Here is a 21,155-nt window from a genome sequence, read left to right as displayed (position 1 = left end):
GCGGGAGACAGGGACCGCCGGTCAAGGACGGCCCGGCTGCGGGCTGCGGGCTGCGGGCTGCGGGCTGCGGGCTGCGGGCTGCGGGCTGCGGGCTGCGGGCTGCGGAGAACGATCCACGACCGTGCGGGGCACGCGAGACGTTCCGGCCGGGTGGCCGCCGGGCCGGGGGTATCCCCGCAGCCCGGCTCTCCGCTGCCCGGGGCGGCGGGTACCCGCTCCCCCGGCAGATCCCGGCTCAGGCGTTCAGGTGCCGGGCGGGCCCGAGGGGCCCGGGCCGATGCGGAACTCGAAGTCGCCGTCGTACTTCTCGTGGCCCGCGATCACGGCCGACTCCATGGCCTCGGTGCCGACCTCGTTGCGGACGATCAGGGGGTCGTGCCGCAGATCGCGCATCAGGGCCACGCACATGCCGATCATCACGACCACGAACGGCGCGGCGACCAGGATGGTCAGATTCTGGAGTCCGGCGAGCGCATCGCCCTCGCCGTTGCCGATCAGCAGCATGATCGCGGCGACCGCGCCGGTGACAATGCCCCAGAACACCACGACCAGCCGGGCCGGTTCGAAGGTGCCGTACTGGGAGAGGGTGCCCATGACGACGGACGCGGCGTCGGCGCCCGAGACGAAGAAGATCCCGACCAGGATCATCACCAGAATGCTGGTGGCGGTGGGGATCGGATACTGCTGGAGGACGGCGAAGAGCTGGGCCTCGGGGGTGGCTTCGTCGCCGATCTTCTCGCGTTCGGCCAGCTTCATCGCGGTGCCGCCGAAGACGGCGAACCAGACCAGGCTGACCGTACTGGGGACGAGGATGACCCCGCCGATGAACTGGCGGATGGTCCGGCCGCGGCTGATCCGGGCGATGAACATGCCGACGAAGGGCGTCCAGGAGATCCACCAGGCCCAGTAGAAGACCGTCCAGTTGCTCAGCCAGTCGGCGACGGCCTGGCCGCCGGTCGCCTCGGTGCGTCCGGCGAGCTGCGGCAGTTCCGCGAAGTAGGCGGCGATGGAGGTGGGCAGCAGGTCGAGCACGATGACGGTGGGCCCGGCGATGAAGACGAAAAGCGCCAGCACCAGCGCGAGGACCATATTGGTGTTGGAGAGCCACTGGATACCGCGCTCCACACCGGAGACCGCGGAGACCACGAAGGCGGCGGTGAGTACCGCGATCACACTCACCAGCAGGGTGGTTCCGACGGTGTCCAGCCAGCCGAGTTCGGTGATGCCGCTGCCGATCTGGAGGGCGCCGAGCCCCAGGGAGGCCGCGGACCCGAAAAGCGTGGCGAAGATCGCCAGGATGTCGATGACACGACCGGTGCCGCCCGCGCAGCGGCGGGCGCCGATCAGGGGCTCGAAGACGGCACTGATGGTCTGGCGGCGGCCGCGGCGGAAAGTGCTGTAGGCGATGGCGAGTCCGACGACCGCGTAGATCCCCCAGGGGTGCAGGGTCCAGTGGAAGAGGGTGGTGGCCATGGCGATCTGCATGGCCTCGCCGGGGGTGCCCGGGGAGGTGCCGGGCGGGGGCGACAGGAAGTGCGCGAGAGGTTCGCTCACCCCGTAGAACATCAGGCCGATGCCCATACCCGCGCTGAACATCATCGCGACCCAGGAGACGGTACGGAATTCGGGCGCCGCGCCCTCCTCGCCCAGCGGGATCCTCCCGTACCGGCTGATGGCGAGCCAGAGGGCGAAGACGACGAATCCGGAGGCGGCCAGGACGAAGGCCCAGCCGCCGTTCTTGATCAGCCATTCGAGGAGGGTGCTGGAGACCTTCTCCAGGGCGTCGGTGGCGATCGCGCCCCAGACGACGAACGCGAGGGTGAGGACGGCGGCGACACCGAAGACGATCCGGTCGGTGACGGGCCGCCCGTGGGGCTGGGGCAGTCCGGGGGGCTCGGTGGTGACCGGCCGGGCCCCCCGGTCGTCGGGGGTGGATCCGTGCGACACAGGTACACCTTTCATGCGGTAGACGAGACATGACCGGATTCGCTCCGTTTGCCTCGGTTATGCCCTACCACAGGTGCCCGGTGCCGCCGGGCGCAACAGGCCCGTTCGACGGGCCCGGTTCAGCAGCTCGTGACGGGCTGTCCCTTCGTCAGGTGATACGTCGCACGCGCGTCCAGCAGCAGGGGGACGAGTTGCCGCTTCGACTGCCGCAGCGGTACCCGGGCCCCGCCGTCGCGGCCGGGCAGCGCGGCGACCCCGTGCAGGGCGAGTTCGTCGCGTACGTCGTTCCACTGGGCGGCGTCGAGCCGGTATCCGCAGGGCGGTGGGGCGAGGGTCTCCTCCGGGGTCGCGGGGTCGTTGTCGGCGCCGCCGAGGTAGACCGGCCCGCGGTCGCGGAATCCGGCGGTACGGGCCGCCGCCGTGGCTGCGTCGATCCGGCCGCGGCGCTCGTCGGCGTACGAGAACAGCCCGTCGAGCGCGGCGAGCTGACTTCCCACCCGGCGCCGGTTGTTGACCGACTCGTCGGCCTGCTCCTCCGGTGTGACGGCGTCGACCCGGCTCTCGATGAGCAGTCCGATCGCGTTCTTCACCCCGGTGGCGTTGCGCAGGATCCGCTCCTGTCCGTCGCCCGCGACCTGCCGGATCGGTTCGCCGGTTTCCGGGTCGGTCCAGATGCCGTAGGTGCCGGTGTGGTAGCCCGCCGCGTGCGCGGCCGGGCGGACGTACTCCGCGGAGAGCTTCCGGGACTCCTCGTGGACCTTGGTGTGGGTGTTGAGGTTACGGGGCCAGAGGTCGAACAGCTGCTTGTCGTAGTAGCGGGGGGTCGCGCCGTACTCGTGCAGGTCGTAGACGATATCGGGGCGCTGGTCGCGCAGGACGGCGGCGACCGTCCGGGCTTCGGCGGTCTTCAGGGCGAGGTGGTCGCGGTTGATGTCGACGCCGTCGCTGTTGCCGCGGGTGTCGGCGGCCCTGCCGTCCGGGTTGGCCGTGGGGACGACCAGGATCCGGGTGCGGTCGAGCAGCCGCCGGGTCTCCCGGTCCCGGGCGTAGCCGAGGTCGCGGACGGTGGAGAGACAGGCCTCCCGGCCCGCCGGTTCGTCGCCGTGCTGGGAGCAGATCAGCAGCACGGTGCTGTCGGCGTACCGGTTTCCGACCGTGACGAGCTGGAGCGGCCGGTTCTGCTTCGTCGTGCCGATCCGGGCTACCGAGACCCGGTCGCTGCCCCGGTCGACGGCGGCGAGGAAGGACTGCTCCTCCGGCTGGCCGGTCCAGCGGGCGCCGGCACTGGTTTCGAAGCCGGTGCGCGGCGGGCGGGGTGCTGTGTCATCGGCGTCGTGGGCGGCCCGGGCAGGGGTGGTGAGCAGCGGGGCGGCGAGTGCGGCGGCGGCCGCCCCGGTCATAAGGGCGCGGATACGCGGGTTCATCGGCGGTGGTCTCCGGGGATCGGGTCGATCGGACGCGGGCCGGTGACGGAGTCGGCCGGGCCCGGCCTGCGCGGGGTCGTCGCGGCGGTATCGCCGGCGGGGGTGCCGGACGTGGCCCGGGCGAAGGCGGCGGCGCCGCCCACCAGGGGCAGATCGGCGCGGGTGCGGGCCAGGTCGAGGGTGAGGGTGGGGGTGCTCGCCGGGGGTTCGATCAGATAGCGGTCGGTACCGGCGACGATCAGCGCGAGCCGGTGGCCGGCCGGGACGACATGGTCGGTGGCGTGCAGGTCGAGGGTGATGGTGTGCTTCTTGCCGGGGGTCAGGGGGCGGCCGACGGCGTCCGAGGCGTGGTTGCCGAGGTCGGCCCAGCCGCGGCTGAAGACGGTGAAGCCGACGTCGGCGGTGGCGGCCCTGGTCTCCTTGTAGCAGGCGCTGTCGCCGGGGGTGCTCGTTCCCCAGCAGGTGCGGTCGGTGAGGGTGGTGATGCCTTCGCCCGCGCCCGCGTAGTCCCGGATGGTGGCGGGGCCGAGATCGACCAGGACGGCCGAGAGATGGGCGCTCGTGGTGGTGGGCGTCGCGGTCACGGTGACCTTGCCGGAGCCGGAGAGCCGCAGATCGCGGCTGAGGGGCTTGCTGATGAAGCCGGCCTTGGCGGTGGTGGAGCGGTCGATCGCGGCGGCCCAGTCGATCTCGTCGAGCTGCGGCGCGTCGGTGAAGGATTCGGCGGCGCCGGGGCCGGCGGGCCGCAGGGAGAGGGTGCCGACGCCGGGCGCGGTGCCGTTGCCGGGCCGCAGGGTGGTGGCGCGGGTGCCGGACGGGGGCCAGACCCGGTCCGTGGACCACTGGTCGGGGGCGCGTTCGACATCGGCCATGGGTTCGTCGTCGATGCCGTTGTCGTAGCCGAGGAGGTAGTGGTCGAACCAGCGGTGCAGGGTCCGCACCCAGTCGGCCCGCCGGAAGTCGAAGGGGTCGACGTGGCCGACCTGGGAGAGCCATACCTTCCGCTCGACGCCCGCCTTCGCCAGGGCGTCCCACCACTGTCCGAAGTGCTTGCCGCGGACGTTGAGGTCCTGTATGCCGTGGACGGCGAAGACGCTGGCCTTCACCCGGTCCGCACCGGACACATAGTCCCGTTCGGCCCAGAACCCGGTCAGATCGCCGGAGCGCGGGGCTCCGTCGACGATGCGCTGCTGGACGGCGCCGCAGCGGGTACGGGCCTCGGGGCTCTCGACGCGGTTCGACAGCCAGTCGGGGCCGGAGTCGAAGAGCGGGGCGCCCTGGGCGAAGTAGTAGTCGTACCAGGAGGAGATCGCGCCGATGGGGACGATGGTCTCCAGTCCGTCGACTCCGGTGGCGGCGACCCCGTTGGCGACGGTGCCGTCGTAGCTCTTGCCGATCATTCCGGTACGGCCCGTGGACCAGTCGGCTCGGGCGCGGTCGGCTCCGGTACGGGTGGTGTAGCCGCGGGCCCGGCCGTTCAGCCAGTCGACCACGGCCTTGGCGGAGAGGACGTCGGAGCGCCCGCCGACGTCCACACAGCCGTCGGAGCGGCTGGTCCCGGCGAGGTCGACGGCGGCGAAGGCGTAGCCGCGGGGGACGAAGTAGTTGTCGTAGTAGAGGGGGAACTGGACCGGGTTGCCGTTGGCGTCGTAGGTCTTGCGCTGGCCCTCGTTGCCGCGGCCGCAGCAGGCGTAGTACGGGCTGGCGTCCATGATCACCGGAACACGGCGGCCTTGGGCGGCGGCCTCCCGGGGCCGGACGATGTCAACGGCGACCCGGTCGGAGCGGCCGTCGCCGTCGCCGTCGACCCGGGTGTCGACCCAGACGGATTCACGGACGGCGTCGGAGTAGGAGTAGACGGGTCTGCTCTCCCGGGCCGCGGTCGCCGCGGTCGCGGGCCCGGTCGCGGCGGCGGCGCCCGCCGGGGCGAGGGTCATGGCCATCAGGGCGGCAACCGAGGCCGCGAGGAGTGATCTGTACGTCGTCAAGCGGGTACCCCGCGCATATGTCGACATGGGCGGGACCGTACTCCCGGGAACCGTGGAGCAACAGAGGGCGACGATGAGGTCAGGGTGGCAGGTGGGGCGGAAGGGCGTTTCTGTGGCGATTCCGGGGTGGTTCGGGGCGGGATTCGGGGGGAGGTGGCGGGGATTCCGGGGGCGGACGGGGCCGGGGCTCGGTGGAGGGGACCGGGCGGTCAGGAGCGGTGGGCGGGACCGGGCAGTCGGGACCGGGGGCACGGTGGGCGGGCCGGGAAAGCACGACGCCCGTGCCGGGAACGCGAGGTTCCCGCACGGGCGTGCGATGCGTCGGTCTGCGGCCCGGAGGCCGGTACCGGGTGTCAGCTCTTGGTACCGCGGCCCTCGGGGCCCGGGACCGGCTCGCCGACGATGCGCTCGGCGAGGGAGTGCGCCCAGGCGTCCACGTCGGAGCGGAGCGCGGCCTCGGCGACGACCCGCTCGGCCTCGATGGCGGCGGCGCCCTCGGCGACGATGCGCTCCTTCTCGCGCAGGCCCTCCTCGCGAGCCGCGGCGATCAGGGCGGTGCCCTCCTCGTGGGCGCGCTGGCGGGTGTGGGCCGCCTCGTGGCGGGCCTCGGCGAGGATGGCCTCGCGCTGGGCGCGGATGTCCTCGGCCTCGGCGCGGACCTCGTCGGCCGCGTCCATGACGCCCTGCGTCTTCGCCTCGCGCTCGGCGATCACGGCGGCGGCGCGCGGCAGCAGCCGGCCCGCGAGCACGGCGTAGACGAGCGCGAAGGCCACGAGTCCGATGACAAGGCCCCAGCCCGTGGGGTTGAGCGGACCGATGTCGAGGGGAAGAAGCTTGTCGTTCAAGGGCTCGTCCTGCCTTGTCCGTAGGTGTCCGGGGTGTTCCGTCGCTGTCCGGTCAGTCGCCTGCCGGAGGCGCGCCATTCCTCCCTTGTCCGGGGGAGCATGCCGCGCGCCCGCGCGGGCGCGGGACGCGACGGCGGGCTGGGTCAATCCTACCGTTGCCCGCAATCAACTCGGCACCCGGTCATTACCCAGTGGTAACCGGAGCTGCTTGGATGGTCCTGACGATCTTCGCCCGTGAGCCCCGACCGATGAGTCCAGGAGTCACCGTGCCTCGTTTCCCCCTGCCCCTGCCCCGCCGCGCCGCCGCCGCGGCCGTGTCGGCGGCACTCGCCGCCGCCACCCTCACGGCTGCCGCTCCCCCGGTCGCCGCTGCGCCGGCCGCCGCCGGGCCGGAGACCGCCGTCCCGGGCCTGAAGGTGCTGACGTACAACACCTTCCTGTTCAGCAAGGCCCTCTATCCCAACCGGGGGCAGGACCACCGGGCCACGGAGATACCCGCCGCGCCCTTCTTCCGCGGCCAGGACGTGGTCGTGCTCCAGGAGGCGTTCGACAACTCCTCCTCGGAGCTGCTGATGCGGCGGGCGGAGGGCGAGTACCCGCACCGGACACCGGTTCTGGGGCGCAGCCGGTCCGGCTGGGACGCGACCGGCGGGGCGTACTCCGCGGCCACCCCCGAGGACGGCGGGGTGACCGTGCTCAGCAGGTGGCCGGTGGTCCGCAAGGAGCAGTACGTCTATGCGGACGCCTGCGGCGCCGACTGGTGGTCCAACAAGGGCTTCGTGTACGCGGTCCTCGATGTGAACGGGGCCCGGGTGCACATCGTGGGCACCCACGCGCAGTCGACGGACCCGGGCTGTGCGGCCGGGGCGGCCGCGGCCGTCCGGGCCCGGCAGTTCCGTGAGCTGGACGCGTTCCTCGACGCCAAGCGCATTCCGGCGGCGGAGCAGGTGATCGTGGCAGGCGATCTGAACGTGGACCGGCACGCGCCCGAGTACGCGGCGATGCTCGCCGAAGCGGGACTGGCGGACGCGGACGGGCGGGCCGGGTATCCGTACTCCTTCGACACCACGGGCAACTCCATCGCGGCCGAACGCTATCCGGACGAGCCGAGCGAGGATCTCGACCATGTCCTCCACCGGGCCGGACACGCCCGGCCGGCCGGCTGGACGAACGAGACCGTGGCCGCGCGGAGCGCGCCGTGGACCGTGACGAGCTGGGGGCGGACGTACACGTACACCCATCTGTCGGACCACCATCCGGTGGTCGCGTCCGGGCGCTGACCACGCCGGTACGGGCTCCCGGGCGGCCCGGCGGGCCGCCCGGGAGCGGTCCGCGCCCGGGGGCCCATCGGGTGCGGACCGCCGCCGGCCGGTTCCGACGGACCGTCAGGCCTACGGCGCCCGGGGCTCCCGCGAGCCCCGGGCGCACCACCGCACGCCCTTGTAGAACTGACAGGGGCATGCCACATTGATGCGGCGACCCGGGCCTGGTCCGGTCCACACTGCTCTTCGCAAACCCCCACAATCCACCCGAGGATCGCTGCGAAGGAGACCACCCCCATGAGACGCACGTTCGGTGTGCGCATCGCCCTTTCCGTTCTGCTGACCCTGCCCGCGGCGGGCATCGGGGCGGGCGCCGCCAACGCCGCTCCCGGACCGGCCCCCGCCCCCGCTCCGGGGCCCGGCGTCGCCGCGTCCGCCACCGCCTACGCCCTCGACGCCGAGCTGGAGCGGACGCTCGGCGACCGCGGCGCGGGCTCCTACCTCGACACCCGTACGGGAGAGCTGACCGTCGCCGTCACCGACGCGGCGGCCGCCGACGAGGTCCGTGCCTCCGGCGCCCGGGCCCGGGTGGTCGAGCGGTCCACGGCACAACTGGAGGACGTGATGGGCGTCCTGGAGTCCCGGGCGAAGATCCCGGGGACGTCGTGGGGTATCGACCCCTCGGCCAACCAGGTCGTCGTCGAGGCCGACCAGTCCCTGAGCGTCCGCTCCCTGGCGCGGCTGCGCACCGTGGCCGCCGCACTGGGCGATGCCGTCCGCATCGAGCGCGTACCCGGCGCCTTCACCAAGGAGGTGAACGGCGGGGACGCGATCTACGGCGGCGGCTACCGCTGCTCGGCGGCGTTCAACGTGGTCAGGAACAACGTCCGCTACTTCCTCACCGCGGGCCACTGCACCAATGTGGCGAGCAGTTGGTCGGCGGTGTCCGGCGGACCGCAGATCGGGTTGCGCGAGGGGACCAGCTTCCCGACCAACGACTACGGGATCGTCCGCTACGACGGCACCGACGTACCGCCCGGCACGGTCAACCTCTACAACGGCGGATCCCAGGACATCGTGTCGGCCGCCGATGCCATCGTCGGCCAGTCGATCCAGAAGAGCGGGTCGACCACGAGGGTCACCAGCGGCACGGTCACGGCCGTGAACGTGACCGTCAACTACAGCGACGGCCCCGTTTACAACATGGTCCGGACGACCGCCTGCTCCGCGGGCGGCGACAGCGGCGGCGCCCACTTCTCGGGCTCCACCGCGCTCGGTATCCACTCGGGCAGCTCGGGCTGCTCCGGGACCAGCGGCTCCGCGATCCACCAGCCGGTGCGGGAGGCCCTGTCGGTCTACGGGGTGACCGTGTACTGAGCGGCGGCGGGGGCGGCGCGCGGCCGGTGACGGGTCCGCGTGCCGCCCCGGGGCAACCACCGGTGAACGCGGGCCCGCGCCGTGGGCCCGGTGGCGGTCAGGACGCGCGGTCACCCCCGGCGCGGGCCGGGCGGGATCCGACAGGATCAGGGAGACCCGGCGGAAGCCCGGCCCGCAAGGGTCGCGCCCTCCGGTGGGCGGCGCAGGGAAGCCGCGTGGGGGGCCGTCAGCAGGGCGACCAGCTCGCGCCGGCTCCGTACCCCGGTCTTGGTGAAGACCGACTTCAGATGGTCCTGCACGGTCGCGGGCGTGAGGAAGAGGTTCAGGGCGATCTCCCGGGTGCTGCAGCCCCGGACGGCTTGCAGCGCGACCTCCTGTTCCCGGTCGCTCAGCCGGTGCGCCAGCAGGGCCAGCGGCATGACGTCGGTGGGGGACGCGGGCTGGGCGACCACCGCCACATGGCCGTCGGCGCGGCCGTCCAGCAGGGAGGCGTGCAGCGAGAGCCACTCGCCCTTCGGTCCGCGGAGCCGGGCGCAGGCGCCGGGCGCGGTGCCGCCGCCGCCCGCATCGGCTCGGGCCCACTGGGCCACCATCACCACGGCGGTGGGCACCCCGGCCGGGCGGGTCATCTCCTCGTCGAGGGCCGCCAGCAGCTCCTGCGCCCCCGGGTCGGCGCTGACCAGCTTCCCGCCGGGCCCGATCAGCAGTACGGCGGGCACGGACGGCGGCCCTTCGGGCCCCGGAGCGGCGGTCGCGGCGTCCCGCAGCACCACGGCAACGGTGCGCGCGACACGCTCCGCGAAGCGGATCTCCCGCGCTCCGAACGGGCGGGCTCCCCCACCCCGCATCAGCGCCGCCGCACCCCACCGCCCGCCCTGGGCATCCAGGTTCAGCCGCAGCTCGTCCGTGAAGCCGAGGTCCTGGAGGAGTTCCCGGTAGCGGATGCTCCGTTCGGGATGCCCACCGGTGGCCCGGTGGACCGAATCGGCCAGCCGGCCCGCCTCCCGGATGCTGGCGAACCGGGTGGGATCGTCGGACCACGCCTCCAGATGGACCGCGTGCTCGAAGCCCACGGGCGGCAGGTCCTGGGAGAACGTCGAGGTGAGAAAGCCCGTGACCGGGTCGGCATCGTGCCAGCAGCCGGCGTCGTAGCCGAGGACGGGCCTCAGCAGGGCATGGACCCGGAGGAAGAACTCGTCCAAGGGCAGCCCGGCACGGCCCATTTCGGCGATGGCCGCGAGGGTCCGGCGCTCGATCTCACGGAACGATGCCATCGGACTACCATACGAGCCCGTCGGCCGCTCTCCCAGCAAAGGGGGATGTCTTCGGCCAGGGAACGAGGACAGGATCGTACTCGGCTCACCTCCCCACGGGCGGGCCGGAATCCCCCGCACGAACCACCTCTCCGAAAGGTCGTCTCCACCCGGAACACCTCCTCTCGAAGCACCTCCGCAGTTCTCCGTATGAACGCACGGACACACCTCACCCCCGATCCCCGGCAAGGAGCCGCTTCCCCCCACGGACCATCCTCCAGGGCCCCGCACCGCACCACCGGGGTGTGCGCCCACCCCGGCCGCGCGGAGCCGCGCCCGGCGGAGCCCCGCCCCCACCGCGAGGGGGGCGGGGCTCCGCCCCTTCTCCCGCGCCCTCCACCGTCTTTCAACAGCACCGGTGAGACAGCAATACTGTTCCACCCGGGCTGTGGACGACGACCGGGAGAGTGAGGCACAGCATGGTTACCGGCACCACCGCGACCCCCGGGTCCGACGGCACGGACGAGCCGCCGCTGACGGTGGACGAGCTGGCCGCGCGGGCGGGTGTGACGGTCCGGACGATCCGTTTCTACGGCACCCGCGGACTTCTGCCGCCACCGGTGATCGGCCCCCGCCGGGTCGGCCACTACGGCCCGGGGCATCTGTCCCGGCTCGCCCTCATCGAGGAGTTGCAGCGCCAGGGCATGACCCTGGCGGCCGTCGAACGCTATCTGGAGCAGCTACCGCCGGACATCGGCGCGCAGGATCTGGCGATCCACCGCGCGCTGGTCGCCTCCTGGCTGCCGGACTCCGCCGAGGTGGTCGCACGGGAGGAGTTGGAGCGCAGGCTGGGCCGGGGGCTCGGCGACGACGACATCGGCAGGCTGGACGCGATGGGCGCCGTGGCGCGCGGCCCCGAACCGGGAACGTACCGCGTCGATCCGGGCCTGCTCCGGCTCGCCGCGCAGTTGCTGGATGTGCCGATCCCGTACGAGACCATCCTCGCCGCCCGCACCGTCCTGCTGGAGCACACCCGCTCCGTGGCCCACGAACTGACCCGGCTGTTCCGGGACGAGGTATGGCAGCCGTACCGGGACCGGGAGGCGGAAGGTGCAGGAACGGACCGGGCGGAAGGAGCGACCGGGGGCGCCGGAGGAGCGCAGCCCGCAGATCCCGGACCGGAGGGCGGCTGCGCGGGACCGGACGGTGCCGGGCGGGCGGAGCGGGCCGAGGCGATGCGGACCCTGTCCGCGCCGATCCGGCCGCTCGTCGTCCAGGCCCTGGTCACCGCCTTCCAGCGGTCGTTGAAGGAGGAGTTGCGGGCCGCGTTCGGACCCGACGCGGCCGGGTCCTCCGGGGCCTCCGCTACCGCGGCCGGGGACTGAGGCCCTGAGCGGCGGGCCGCCGGGCCGGTGGGCAGGCACGGCCCGGTGGCCGCCGGCCCGGCGTCGCGTTCCCGCTCGGGACCGACGGCCACCGGGGCCATCGGGGCCACCGGGGGCGGGATCCGGAACCGGACCGTCACCCCCGGGACCTCCGTTCCGGTACTCCGCGTCCGGGCGCCGAGCCCGGGGCTCCGCGTTCGCGGCCCCCGGCCCCCGGATCCCGGCCCGCTACCCCTCCCCGTCCGTGAAGCGTTCGCCGCGCTCCGCCTTCGCCACCAGCAGCGCCGGGGGCTCGAACCGCTCCCCGTACCGCGCGGCCAGCTCCCGGGCCCGCGCCGTGAAGCCCGGCAGCCCGCCCTCGTACCCGTTGATGTACTGGAGCACGCCCCCGGTCCAGGCCGGGAAGCCGATGCCCATCACGGAGCCGATGTTCGCCTCGGCCACCGACGTCAGCACGCTCTCCTCCAGACAGCGCACCGAGTCCAGCGCCTCCGAGAACAGCATCCGCTCCTGCATGTCCACGAACGGGACGTCCGCATCCGGCCGGGTGAAATGCTCCCGCAGCCCCGGCCAGAGCCCGGTGCGCGCGCCGTCGTCCCCGTACTCGTAGAAGCCCGCTCCCCCGGCACGCCCGGTGCGGCCGAACTCGTCCACCATCCGGTCGACGACCGCGTCCGCGGGATGCGGCACCCAGGTGCCGCCCGCCTCCTCGGCCGCCCGGCGTGCCTCGCCGCGGATCCGGCGCGGCAGGGTGAGCGTCAGCTCGTCCATCAGGGAGAGCACCTTCGCCGGATACCCGGCCTGCGCCGCGGCCTGTTCGACGGACGCCGGGTCGACGCCTTCCCCGACCATCGCCACGCCCTCGTTGATGAAGCGGCCGACGACCCGGGAGGTGAAGAAGCCGCGGGAGTCGTTGACCACGATCGGCGTCTTGTTGAGCTGCCGGACCAGATCGAAGGCACGGGCCAGGGCCTCGTCCCCGGTCTCCCGCCCCTTGATGATCTCCACCAGCGGCATCTTGTCGACCGGTGAGAAGAAGTGGAGCCCGATGAAGTCGGCCGGTCGCGCGACGCCTTCGGCGAGGCTGCCGATGGGCAGGGTCGAGGTGTTGGAGCAGAGCAGGGCGTCGGGGGCGACGACGTCCTGCACTTCCTGGAAAACCCGGTGTTTGAGCCCGGTGTCCTCGAAGACCGCTTCGATGACGGCATCGCAGCCCGCGAGGTCGTCGAGGGAGGCGGTCGGGGTGATCCGGGCCAGCACCGCGTCCCGTTCGGCCTCGGTGGTACGGCCCCGGGCGACCGCCTTGTCGAGCAGTTTCGCCGAGTACGCCCGGCCCCGCTCGGCGGCCCGGACCGAAACGTCCTTGAGGACGACGTCGATCCCGGCCCGCGCACAGGCGTACGCGATACCCGCGCCCATCATCCCCGCGCCCAGCACGGCGGCCTTCGCCACCGTGCGCCGTTCGAACTCCCGCGGCCTGCCCGCGCCCGTGTTCACGGCCTGGAGGTCGAAGAAGAAGGCCTGGATCATGTTCTTCGCGGTCTGCCCCGTCACCAGTTCGGTGAAGTAGCGGGCCTCGATGGTCTGCGCGGTCTCGAAGTCGACCTGGGAGCCCTCGACGGCCGCGGCGAGGATACTGCGGGGCGCCGGATAGGGCGCGCCGCCGGTCTGCTTCTTCAGGTTGGCCGGGTAGGCGGGCAGATCGGCCGCGAAGCGGGGGGTGGCGGGGGTGCCGCCGGGGATGCGGTAGCCCTTCTCGTCCCACGGCTGCCGCGACTCCGGGTGGGCGTCGATGAAGGCCCGCGCCTTGGCGAGCATATCGCCGGGCGTTTCCGCGAGTTCGTGGACCAGGCCGTTCTCCAGGGCCCGCCGCGGTGTGTAGCGGGTGCCCTGGAGGAGCACCTTCAGCAGGGCGTCGGCGATGCCGAGGAGGCGTACGGTCCGGGTCACCCCGCCCGCCCCGGGGAGCACGCCGAGGGTGACCTCGGGCAGTCCGATCCGGGATCCGGGGGTGTCGAGGGCGATGCGGTGGTGGCAGGCGAGGGCGATCTCGTAACCGCCGCCGAGCGCGGCGCCGTTGACGGCGGCGACGACGGGAACACCGAGGGTCTCGATCCGGCGGAGGGCGTGTTTGACGGCCATGCCCATGTCGAAGACCTGCTGGGCGTCGTCCGGGCCCAGCCGGATCAGATCCTTGAGGTCGCCGCCGGCGAAGAAGGTCTTCTTCGCGGAGGTGACGATGATGCCGCGGATGGAGTCCCGTTCGGCCTCGGCGCGTTCGGCGACCGCGGTGATCGCCGTACGGAACGCCTGGTTCATGGTGTTGGCGGACTGGCCGGGGTCGTCGAGGACAAGGGTGACGACGCCGGTGCCGTCGGCCTCCCAGCGGATGGCGGCGGACGGCGGCTGCGCCGGGTCCGGGGCGGGAAGCGGGGACTGGCCGGCGGTGGATGTGCTCGTGGTCATGGCTGCGGTCTCCGGGTGGCGGCGGAAGTCGGAAGGGGCGGCGGTTCAGGCGGTGACGCGTTCGACGACGGTGGCGATGCCCATCCCGCCGCCGACGCAGAGCGTCACCAGGCCGTACCGCTTGTCCTGGCGTTCCAGCTCGTCGACGAGGGTGCCGAGGATCATCGCGCCGGTGGCGCCCAGCGGATGTCCCATGGCGATCGCCCCGCCGTTGACGTTGATCCGGTCGAGGGAGAGGTCCATTTCCCGGGCGAAGCGCAGGACGACGCCCGCGAAGGCCTCGTTGATCTCGACGAGGTCGATGTCGTCGATGGTCAGTCCGGCGCGGGCGAGGGCCTTGCGGGTGGCGGGCGCGGGTCCGGTGAGCATGATGGTCGGCTCGGAGCCGGAGACGGCGGCGGAGACGATCCGGGCGCGGGGCGCCAGCCCGTACCGCTCGCCGATCTCCTTGGTGCCGATGGCGACGAGTGCCGCGCCGTCGACGATGCCGGAGGAGTTGCCCGCGTGGTGCACATGGTCGATCTTCTCGACCCAGTGGTACTTCTGGAGGGCGACGGCGTCGAAGCCGCCGAGGTCTCCGATGCCCGCGAAGGAGGGTTTCAGCGCGGCGAGGGAGTCGGCGGTGGTGCCGGGGCGCATATGCTCGTCCCGGTCGAGGACGAGCAGGCCGTTGCGGTCGCGGACCGGGACCACGGAGCGGTCGAAACGGCCGTCCTTCCAGGCGGCGGCGGCCCGCTCCTGGGAGAGCGCCGCGTATTCGTCGACGTCGCGGCGGGAGAAGCCCTCGATGGTGGCGATGAGATCGGCACCGATGCCCTGCGGGACGAAGCCGACGGCGTGGTTGGTCATCGGGTCGGCGAACCAGGCGCCGCCGTCGGAGGCCATCGGGACCCGGGACATGGACTCGACGCCCCCGGCGAGCACCAGATCCTCCCAGCCGGAACGGATCTTCGCCGCGGCCATGTTGACGGCTTCCAGACCGGAGGCGCAGAAGCGGTTCTCCTGGACCCCGGCGACGGTGTCCGGGAGCCCGGCCGCGATCGCCGCGATCCGGGCGATGTCGGAGCCCTGGTCTCCGACCGGGCCGACGACACCGAGCACGATGTCGTCGACGGCGGCCGGGTCGAGCCCCGGATGCCGGTCGCGCAGGGCCCCGATCAGGCCGGTGACAAGGTCGATCGGCTTGGTGCCGTGCAGGGCGCCGTTGGCCTTGCCGCGCCCGCGCGGGGTGCGGATCGCGTCGTACACATACGCTTCGGTGCTCAAGACGACTGCCTTTCGGAAGCGGCGGGACGCCGGTGGCCGGCGTTCCGGGCGGCCGGCGCGCTCTCACGCCGGTGGGGCGGGCGGGGACGGTCGTGCGGAGACGGGTACGGGTTGACGGGGTGCGGCTGCGGGCGCTCAGGCCCTGTCCGGGCGATCTTGTCGGGCCCGCGACGACAGCTACGGCACTCCCCCTGGGCCTGGCGGCCCGGGTGGTACCCCCACGCTGCGTTGTCGGAGTCATCCAAGTACTCCCCCGCAGCCCTCCGGGCGCGGGGGGACCCCCATGCGTACGAGGACGATCCTCCGCCTTGCGATGCACCGCATCCGGGGGCACCACCCAGCCGCAGGACTGGGGGAGCCGCGGGCTGACCCTCGAAGATCGCCCGGACATGACCTAGCCCGCGGTGGGGCCTGGTGCTTCGGATGCTTCCGGTACGGCGTGGGCGGGCAGGCCCCAGTCCCGGGCCACGGACTCCGTGTCCGCGCCCGGCAGCGCCGGTCCGCTCCGTACCGCCACGGGGGTCGCGGAGAAGCGGGGCGCGGGGGCCGGCTGGGTGATCCCGGCGTGCTCCACGAAGGTGCCGCGGGCGGCGAGCTGGGGATGTGCGGGGGCCTCGCGCAGCGAGAGCACCGGGGCGACGCAGGCGTCACTGCCTTCGAATACCTCCGTCCATTCGGCGCGGGTCCGCTGTTTGAAACGGGCGGCGACGGCGGCCCGCAGTTCGTCCCAGCGGTCGAACTCCTTCCGGGCGGGGGCGTCGTCGGGGAGTCCGAGGAGTCGTACGAACTCGTGGTAGAAGCGCTGTTCCAGGGCGCCGACGGCCATGTACTGCCCGTCGGCGGTCTCGTAGCAGCCGTAGAAGGGGCAGCCGCCGTCGAGGAGGTTGGCGCCGCGGCGGTCCTGCCAGCCGCCCGCGGCCATCATGCCGTGGATCATCGTGGCCAGATGGGCCGCGCCGTCGACGATCGCCGCGTCGACGACTTGGCCTCGGCCGCCGTCGGCGCGGGCGTGCTGGAGTGCCGCGAGGACACCGATGACGAGGTAGAGGGAGCCGCCCGCGTAGTCGCCGACGAGGTTGGCCGGGACGGCGGGTGCCTCGTCGGCGCCGCCGATCATGCCGAGGGTGCCGGTGACGGCGATATAGCCGATGTCGTGGCCGGCCCGGTCGGCGAGGGGGCCGTCCTGGCCCCAGCCGGTCATCCGCCCGTACACCAGCCGGGGGTTGCGGGCCAGACAGGCGTCGGGGCCGACACCGAGCCGCTCGGCGACCCCGGGCCGGTAGCCCTCGATCAGTACGTCGGCCCGTTCGACCAGGTCGAGTACGGCCCCGGCGCCGCCGTCCGCCTTGAGGTCGATGAGCACGGAACGCTTGTTGCGGTTGGTGAGGTCGTACGCGGGGTCGATGGCGAGTCCGGCGCCGCCGGGCCGGTCGACCCTGACGACGTCGGCGCCGAGGTCCGCGAGGACCATGGCTGCGAACGGGCCGGGGCCGATACCGGCGAGTTCGACGACGCGTACCCCTGCGAGCGGGCCGGTGGACGGACCGCTGTGCGGGCCGGTGTCCGGTGTCGGCGGAATCGTCGGCGGTGTCATCGGACCCCCAGCATTGATGTGACACAACTGATGTAACACCAATGATGGTAAGAACGTGTTCCACTCCGGACAAGGGTTTGCCCGGAGCGGCCGGGCGGATTCACCGGGCCGGTCGACGCGCCCGCGCGCGGAGCCCGTCCGGGCGCCGGTTCCGGCGGCGGTCAGAGGGACCGTACGGCCGCCGCCAGGGCATCGCGGCAGAGCCGGTCCGCGAGGCGGGTCGTCTCGGGGAGGCGGTAGCGCGGGGTGAGGTGGAGGGTGTGGGCGCAGGCCGCGTCGAGGCCGGTGCGGTGGCCCACGGAGACGTACACCGGTTTCACGTCCGTCCGGGTCCGCAGGGCGCGGCCGACCTCCTCGCCGTCGCCGTCCGTCAGCGGCGCGGCCGCGCCCCGCTGCGGTCCGGGGTCGTCGTGGCGGAAGACGAACGGGTTCTTGGCGACGCCGATCGTGCGGAGTCCGGTGAGGACGCCCAGATGGCTGGCGAGTCCGAAGCGCCGCGGATGGGCCAGTCCGTAGCCGTCGCAGACGACGAGGCCGGGCGGGGTGCCCAGACCCTCCAGCGCGGCGAGGACCGCGGGGAGTTCACGGAAGGCGAGCAGCCCGGGGATGTACGGGAAGGCGACGCGCCCCACCGCGGTCGCCCGCGCCACGACGTCGAACGTGGCGGCGTCGAGGGTGACGGCGGCCGCGGCGACGACATCGCGCTCGTCGTCGTAGGCGACGTCCACCCCGGTCACGCGGCCCGTGCCGACGGGCGGGCCGGGTTCACCGGCGATCACGCGGTCGCGGAGTCCGTCCTGGACGGCGCGCGCCCCCGCCTCGTCGCGCGGCCAGCCGTCGGGGATGTCGATCAGCGTCATGCCGGCCCACCCTACGCAGCGGGTCGTCTGCGGCGGGGTACGGGCCGCCCGGTGCACCGCCGCCGGACTCCGGGCCGCATCGGCCGTCGTCGGTGGCCCGGCACCACATCCGTACCCGTGGACCCGGACCCGGCAGCTCGTCCCGGCCACCCTCCGGCAGCCGGGACGGCCGGATCCGGTGCCGCGCGCCCCGGCGGAACGGGCCTTTCGCGTCCGCGCGGTCGGACCGATCGGGCCGGGCGGGGCACGTCGTCCGCGGGCGGCCGGCTCCCGCCGCCCGCGGAAGGACGCCGCGGGTGTCGTAGCCTGGCGGCCATGTTCGTACTGGAACTGACCTACACCGCACCGCTGGAGCGGGCCGACGCCCTGATGGACGCCCATATCGCCTGGGTGGACCGGCTCTTCGAGGAGGGCGTTTTCATCGCGTCCGGGCGGAAGAACCCCCGGGACGGCGGGATCATCCTGGCCGTAGGCGACGACCGGGCCCGGATGGAGCAGCTCGTGGCGGCCGATCCGTTCACGGCCGGCGGGGTGTGCGCGTACCGGATCACCGAGTTCACCGCCACGCGTACGGCTCCGGAGCTGGCGCCGTACCGGCAGCAGCCGAACTGACGGTCCGGCTCCGGTTACGGTTCCCTCCCGTCCGGCTCCGGTTTCCGCCTGCCCTCCCCTGTCGGCAGTGATGCAGGTCACGCACCCCGGCAGTGCACCCGGAGCACCGGTCCCTACGTCCTTCCGGGTGTCAGAGGGCATCCGCGGGCCGCGCGCAGGAGCAGGGGGGACCATGTCCACAGCCACCGTCATCGAGCAGCCCGTGCATGCCAGGATCGTGGCGTCGGCGCCCCGCGCGGAGCCCGTGCGGGCGCTGCTGCGCTACGAGACCGGCGATCCGTACGCCGTACGGATGGCGTTCCCGGCCGATGCGACGCTGGAGGGGACCGATCTGGCCTGGGCGTTCGCGCGGGAGCTGCTGACCGCGGGGGTGGACCGGCCCGCGGGGGACGGTGATGTCCGGATCCGGCCGTACGGCTACGACCGCACGGTCGTCGAGTTCCATGCGCCCGAGGGCGTCGCCGTCGTCCATGTCCGCACTGCGGAGGTGCGGCGGTTCCTCGACCGGGTCCAGGGGGTGGTGCCGTCCGGGCAGGAGTCCCGCTATCTGGACCTGGACCACGATCTGGTCCGGCTGCTGCGCGACGCCCGCTGACCCGGCGACGACCCGGCCTCCCCTTCCCGCGCCCCGGCGTCCCCCCGCCTCCGCCCGCCCGTGGGTTTAATGCGTTGACCGGCCGCCGCGCCCGGGGCTACGGTCGTCGTGTCCCTGTCGCCACCGATCGGAGCAGAACGTTGAAGGTCTGAGGTCCGAGACACCGTCCGCCCCCGTCGTCCGCGACGGCCGGGCGTTCCGCGTGCGACCTCGGCGTTCGAGCCGTTCTTCCGGGCCGGGACCCTTCTCCTCTCCTCCCGCGGGCCTTCCGCGACCGCTGCCGCGGCGCGCCCGCGGCTGATCCCGCCCTCTCCCCCGGCGCGTTCCCCCCTCGTCGTACCCGGTGTCTCCCCCGTTGCCCGCTTGCGCCCTCTGCGACAGGAGACCCCATGACTACTGCTTCCACTCATCTCAGCTGCACCGACCTCGCGTTCTCCTGGCCGGACGGCACCCCGGTGTTCGACGGCTTCCAGCTCGCGGTCGGCCCCGGCCGCACCGGGCTGATCGGGCTCAACGGCTCCGGGAAGTCCACCCTGCTGAAGCTGCTGTCCGGCGAGCTGACCCCGGCGAGCGGCACCGTCCGCGCCGTCGGTGAGATCGGCTGCCTGCCGCAGGACCTGACCCTCGACACCGGGCTGCGGGTGGACGAGGTGCTGGGGATCGCCGCCACCCGGGCCGCACTGCACGCCATCGAACGCGGCGACACCGACGAACGGCACTTCGCCGCGGTCGGCGACGACTGGGACGTCGAGGAGCGGGCCCGGGCGGCGCTGGACCGGCTCGGACTGGGCCGGATCGGGCTCGACCGGACGATCGGCGAGGTCTCCGGCGGCGAGGGCGTCCTGCTGAAGCTCGCCGCCCTGCTGCTGGCCGGGCCCGGCGTCCTGCTGCTCGACGAGCCGACGAACAACCTCGACCGGTACGCCAGGCGGCGGCTGTACGACGCGGTCGCCGCCTGGTCCGGGGTGATGGTCGTGGTCAGCCATGACCGGGAGCTGCTGGAGCTGGTCGACCAGATCGCGGATCTGCGCGACGGCGAGGTCGTCTGGTACGGCGGGAACTACACGGCGTACGAGGAGGCCGTCGCCACCGAGCAGGAGGCGGCCGAGCGGATGGTCCGGGCCGCCGAGGCGGATGTCCGGCGGCAGAAGCGCGAGCTGGTCGACGCGCAGTCGAAACTGGCGAAGCGGCGGCGGTACGCGCACAAGGCGCAGGTGGAGAAGCGGGTGCCGAAGATCGTGGCGAACACGCTCAAGGGCGCGGCCCAGCAGTCCGCCGGAAAGCACCGGGCGGTCCAGGCCGAACGGCTCGCCGGCGCCAGGGAGCGGCTGGACGAGGCGCTGGAGGCGGTCCGGGACGACGACGAGATCCGCATCGAGCTGCCGTACACCACGGTCCATCCGGGCCGTGAGGTGCTGCGGCTGAAGGACCTGCGGCTGCCGTACGGCGCCGAGGTGCGCGGTGAGTTCGGCATCCGGGGGCCGGAGCGGATCGCTCTCGTGGGGCGGAACGGCGCGGGCAAGACCACCCTGCTGCGGACGATCGCGGGCGAACTGGCCCCGGTCGAAGGCGACGCCGAGGCCCTGGTTCCGCTGCGGTTCCTGCCGCAGAAGCTGGACGGGCTCGACGACGGACTGAGCATCGTCGAGAACGTAGCCCGGGTCGCGCCCTCCGCGACCGTCAACCGGATCAGGGCCCGGCTCGCCCGCTTCCTCTTCAAGGGGGCGCGGGCGGACCAGCCGGTAGGGACCCTGTCGGGCGGGGAGCGGTTCCGGGCGGCGCTGGCCTCGCTGCTGCTGGCCGAGCCCGCGCCGCAGTTGCTGCTGCTCGACGAGCCGACGAACAATCTGGACATGGCGAGCGTCCGGAAGCTGACGGCGGCGCTGGACGCATACGAGGGCGCGCTGATCGTCGCCGGGCACGACGTACCGTTCCTGGAGTCGATCGGGATCACCCGCTGGCTGCTGCTGGACGGCGGGCTGTACGACGTCGATCCGGAGGAGGTCCGCGGCGGCGGGCTGCGGGCACCGCGGCCGCGGGAGCAGGGCGCGCGGCGGGCCCTGGGGCGGGCGGCCTACCGGCTGCCCGGCCCGGGGTCCTCGCGTGACCGTGGGGCCGCCGGGAATCCCGGGGGTCCTGGGGATCCCGTAGGAAATCACGACAGAACCTGTCCGGTTTGATGTCTAGCGTCGGCCGTATGCCTGAGATCCGTACGCCTGAGACCCGCACGCCCGCGCTCTGTACACCCGCGCTCTGTCCGCCCGAGACCGGTGAGCCGGAG

15 protein-coding genes are annotated in these 21,155 nt (G+C 73.2%); 6 read left to right on the top strand and 9 right to left on the bottom strand.

The window, feature by feature from the left end:
- Window positions 1-243: 243 nt before the first annotated feature.
- The 4 genes from ACIQ9E_RS03185 to ACIQ9E_RS03170 form a co-directional block, all read right to left on the bottom strand.
- Entirely contained in the window at window positions 244-1,962 is a 1,719-nt protein-coding gene (locus ACIQ9E_RS03185) for a BCCT family transporter (protein WP_403701052.1), read from the bottom strand.
- Between the two features lie 104 nt (window positions 1,963-2,066).
- A complete protein-coding gene (locus tag ACIQ9E_RS03180) occupies window positions 2,067-3,371 on the bottom strand; it encodes a M14 family metallocarboxypeptidase (protein ID WP_403701049.1) in 1,305 nt (434 codons plus the stop codon).
- Window positions 3,368-5,386, bottom strand: a complete 2,019-nt coding sequence (locus ACIQ9E_RS03175) for a Xaa-Pro dipeptidyl-peptidase (protein ID WP_403701046.1) — start codon at window positions 5,384-5,386, stop codon at window positions 3,368-3,370. The genes ACIQ9E_RS03180 and ACIQ9E_RS03175 overlap by 4 nt, the downstream gene beginning before the upstream one ends.
- A 326-nt stretch (window positions 5,387-5,712) precedes the next feature.
- Window positions 5,713-6,204, bottom strand: coding sequence for an ATP synthase F0 subunit B (locus tag ACIQ9E_RS03170; protein WP_006345450.1), 492 nt, complete (start codon window positions 6,202-6,204; stop codon window positions 5,713-5,715).
- 266 nt (window positions 6,205-6,470) lie between these two features.
- Here ACIQ9E_RS03170 and sph point away from each other — a divergent pair, with 266 nt between their 5' ends.
- The gene (gene sph, locus ACIQ9E_RS03165; RefSeq protein WP_403701043.1) at window positions 6,471-7,484 is read left to right on the top strand and encodes a sphingomyelin phosphodiesterase; all 1,014 of its coding nucleotides are present in this window, start codon (window positions 6,471-6,473) and stop codon (window positions 7,482-7,484) included.
- A 279-nt stretch (window positions 7,485-7,763) separates the two neighbouring features.
- On the top strand, window positions 7,764-8,843 hold the full coding sequence (locus ACIQ9E_RS03160) for a S1 family peptidase (RefSeq protein ID WP_403701040.1): 1,080 nt from the start codon (window positions 7,764-7,766) through the stop codon (window positions 8,841-8,843).
- Window positions 8,844-8,989: 146 nt separating this feature from the next.
- On the opposite strand, the gene ACIQ9E_RS03155 is transcribed toward ACIQ9E_RS03160, so the two are convergent.
- Window positions 8,990-10,117: a LuxR C-terminal-related transcriptional regulator gene (locus ACIQ9E_RS03155; RefSeq protein WP_403701037.1), complete on the bottom strand. Its 1,128-nt coding sequence runs from the start codon at window positions 10,115-10,117 to the stop codon at window positions 8,990-8,992.
- Between the two features lie 458 nt (window positions 10,118-10,575).
- Between ACIQ9E_RS03155 and ACIQ9E_RS03150 the strand changes: the two genes are divergently transcribed.
- Window positions 10,576-11,481, top strand: a complete 906-nt coding sequence (locus ACIQ9E_RS03150; protein WP_403701034.1) for a MerR family transcriptional regulator — start codon at window positions 10,576-10,578, stop codon at window positions 11,479-11,481.
- Window positions 11,482-11,709: 228 nt separating this feature from the next.
- Here the strand turns inward: ACIQ9E_RS03150 and ACIQ9E_RS03145 are convergent, their stop codons facing one another.
- The 4 genes from ACIQ9E_RS03145 to ACIQ9E_RS03130 form a co-directional block, all read right to left on the bottom strand.
- Window positions 11,710-13,947, bottom strand: coding sequence for a 3-hydroxyacyl-CoA dehydrogenase NAD-binding domain-containing protein (locus ACIQ9E_RS03145; protein WP_403701031.1), 2,238 nt, complete (start codon window positions 13,945-13,947; stop codon window positions 11,710-11,712).
- 45 nt (window positions 13,948-13,992) lie between these two features.
- Window positions 13,993-15,213, bottom strand: a complete 1,221-nt coding sequence (locus tag ACIQ9E_RS03140) for an acetyl-CoA C-acetyltransferase (protein WP_403701028.1) — start codon at window positions 15,211-15,213, stop codon at window positions 13,993-13,995.
- 394 nt (window positions 15,214-15,607) lie between these two features.
- On the bottom strand, window positions 15,608-16,807 hold the full coding sequence (locus ACIQ9E_RS03135; RefSeq protein ID WP_403701026.1) for a CaiB/BaiF CoA transferase family protein: 1,200 nt from the start codon (window positions 16,805-16,807) through the stop codon (window positions 15,608-15,610).
- Window positions 16,808-16,968: 161 nt separating this feature from the next.
- Complete coding sequence (locus tag ACIQ9E_RS03130; protein ID WP_403701023.1) at window positions 16,969-17,667, bottom strand: endonuclease V; 699 nt, start codon at window positions 17,665-17,667, stop codon at window positions 16,969-16,971.
- Window positions 17,668-17,982: 315 nt separating this feature from the next.
- Between ACIQ9E_RS03130 and ACIQ9E_RS03125 the strand changes: the two genes are divergently transcribed.
- The 3 genes from ACIQ9E_RS03125 (at window position 17,983) to ACIQ9E_RS03115 (ending at window position 21,054) form a co-directional block, all read left to right on the top strand.
- A complete protein-coding gene (locus ACIQ9E_RS03125; RefSeq protein ID WP_403701020.1) occupies window positions 17,983-18,279 on the top strand; it encodes a YciI family protein in 297 nt (98 codons plus the stop codon).
- Between the two features lie 172 nt (window positions 18,280-18,451).
- A complete protein-coding gene (locus ACIQ9E_RS03120) occupies window positions 18,452-18,874 on the top strand; it encodes an SsgA family sporulation/cell division regulator (protein ID WP_403701017.1) in 423 nt (140 codons plus the stop codon).
- A gap of 389 nt (window positions 18,875-19,263) precedes the next feature.
- Complete coding sequence (locus ACIQ9E_RS03115; protein WP_403701014.1) at window positions 19,264-21,054, top strand: ABC-F family ATP-binding cassette domain-containing protein; 1,791 nt, start codon at window positions 19,264-19,266, stop codon at window positions 21,052-21,054.
- Window positions 21,055-21,155 lie beyond the last annotated feature (101 nt).

The sequence above is a fragment of the Streptomyces sp. NPDC094448 genome, from assembly GCF_044763775.1.
GTDB lineage: Bacteria > Actinomycetota > Actinomycetes > Streptomycetales > Streptomycetaceae > Streptomyces.
This window is presented reverse-complemented; position numbering and strand designations above follow the sequence as displayed.

Bases quoted from the DNA above. Each gene is read 5' to 3' on its own strand.
- ACIQ9E_RS03120 (WP_403701017.1), top strand. From the start codon at position 18,452: ATGTCCACAGCCACCGTCATCGAGCAGCCCGTGCATGCCAGGATCGTG.
- ACIQ9E_RS03115 (WP_403701014.1), top strand. From the start codon at position 19,264: ATGACTACTGCTTCCACTCATCTCAGCTGCACCGACCTCGCGTTCTCC.
- ACIQ9E_RS03145 (WP_403701031.1), bottom strand. From the start codon at position 13,947: ATGACCACGAGCACATCCACCGCCGGCCAGTCCCCGCTTCCCGCCCCG.
- ACIQ9E_RS03125 (WP_403701020.1), top strand. From the start codon at position 17,983: ATGTTCGTACTGGAACTGACCTACACCGCACCGCTGGAGCGGGCCGAC.
- ACIQ9E_RS03135 (WP_403701026.1), bottom strand. From the start codon at position 16,807: ATGACACCGCCGACGATTCCGCCGACACCGGACACCGGCCCGCACAGC.
- ACIQ9E_RS03180 (WP_403701049.1), bottom strand. From the start codon at position 3,371: ATGAACCCGCGTATCCGCGCCCTTATGACCGGGGCGGCCGCCGCCGCA.
- ACIQ9E_RS03155 (WP_403701037.1), bottom strand. From the start codon at position 10,117: ATGGCATCGTTCCGTGAGATCGAGCGCCGGACCCTCGCGGCCATCGCC.
- ACIQ9E_RS03130 (WP_403701023.1), bottom strand. From the start codon at position 17,667: ATGACGCTGATCGACATCCCCGACGGCTGGCCGCGCGACGAGGCGGGG.
- ACIQ9E_RS03150 (WP_403701034.1), top strand. From the start codon at position 10,576: ATGGTTACCGGCACCACCGCGACCCCCGGGTCCGACGGCACGGACGAG.
- ACIQ9E_RS03185 (WP_403701052.1), bottom strand. From the start codon at position 1,962: ATGAAAGGTGTACCTGTGTCGCACGGATCCACCCCCGACGACCGGGGG.
- ACIQ9E_RS03175 (WP_403701046.1), bottom strand. From the start codon at position 5,386: ATGTCGACATATGCGCGGGGTACCCGCTTGACGACGTACAGATCACTC.
- ACIQ9E_RS03160 (WP_403701040.1), top strand. From the start codon at position 7,764: ATGAGACGCACGTTCGGTGTGCGCATCGCCCTTTCCGTTCTGCTGACC.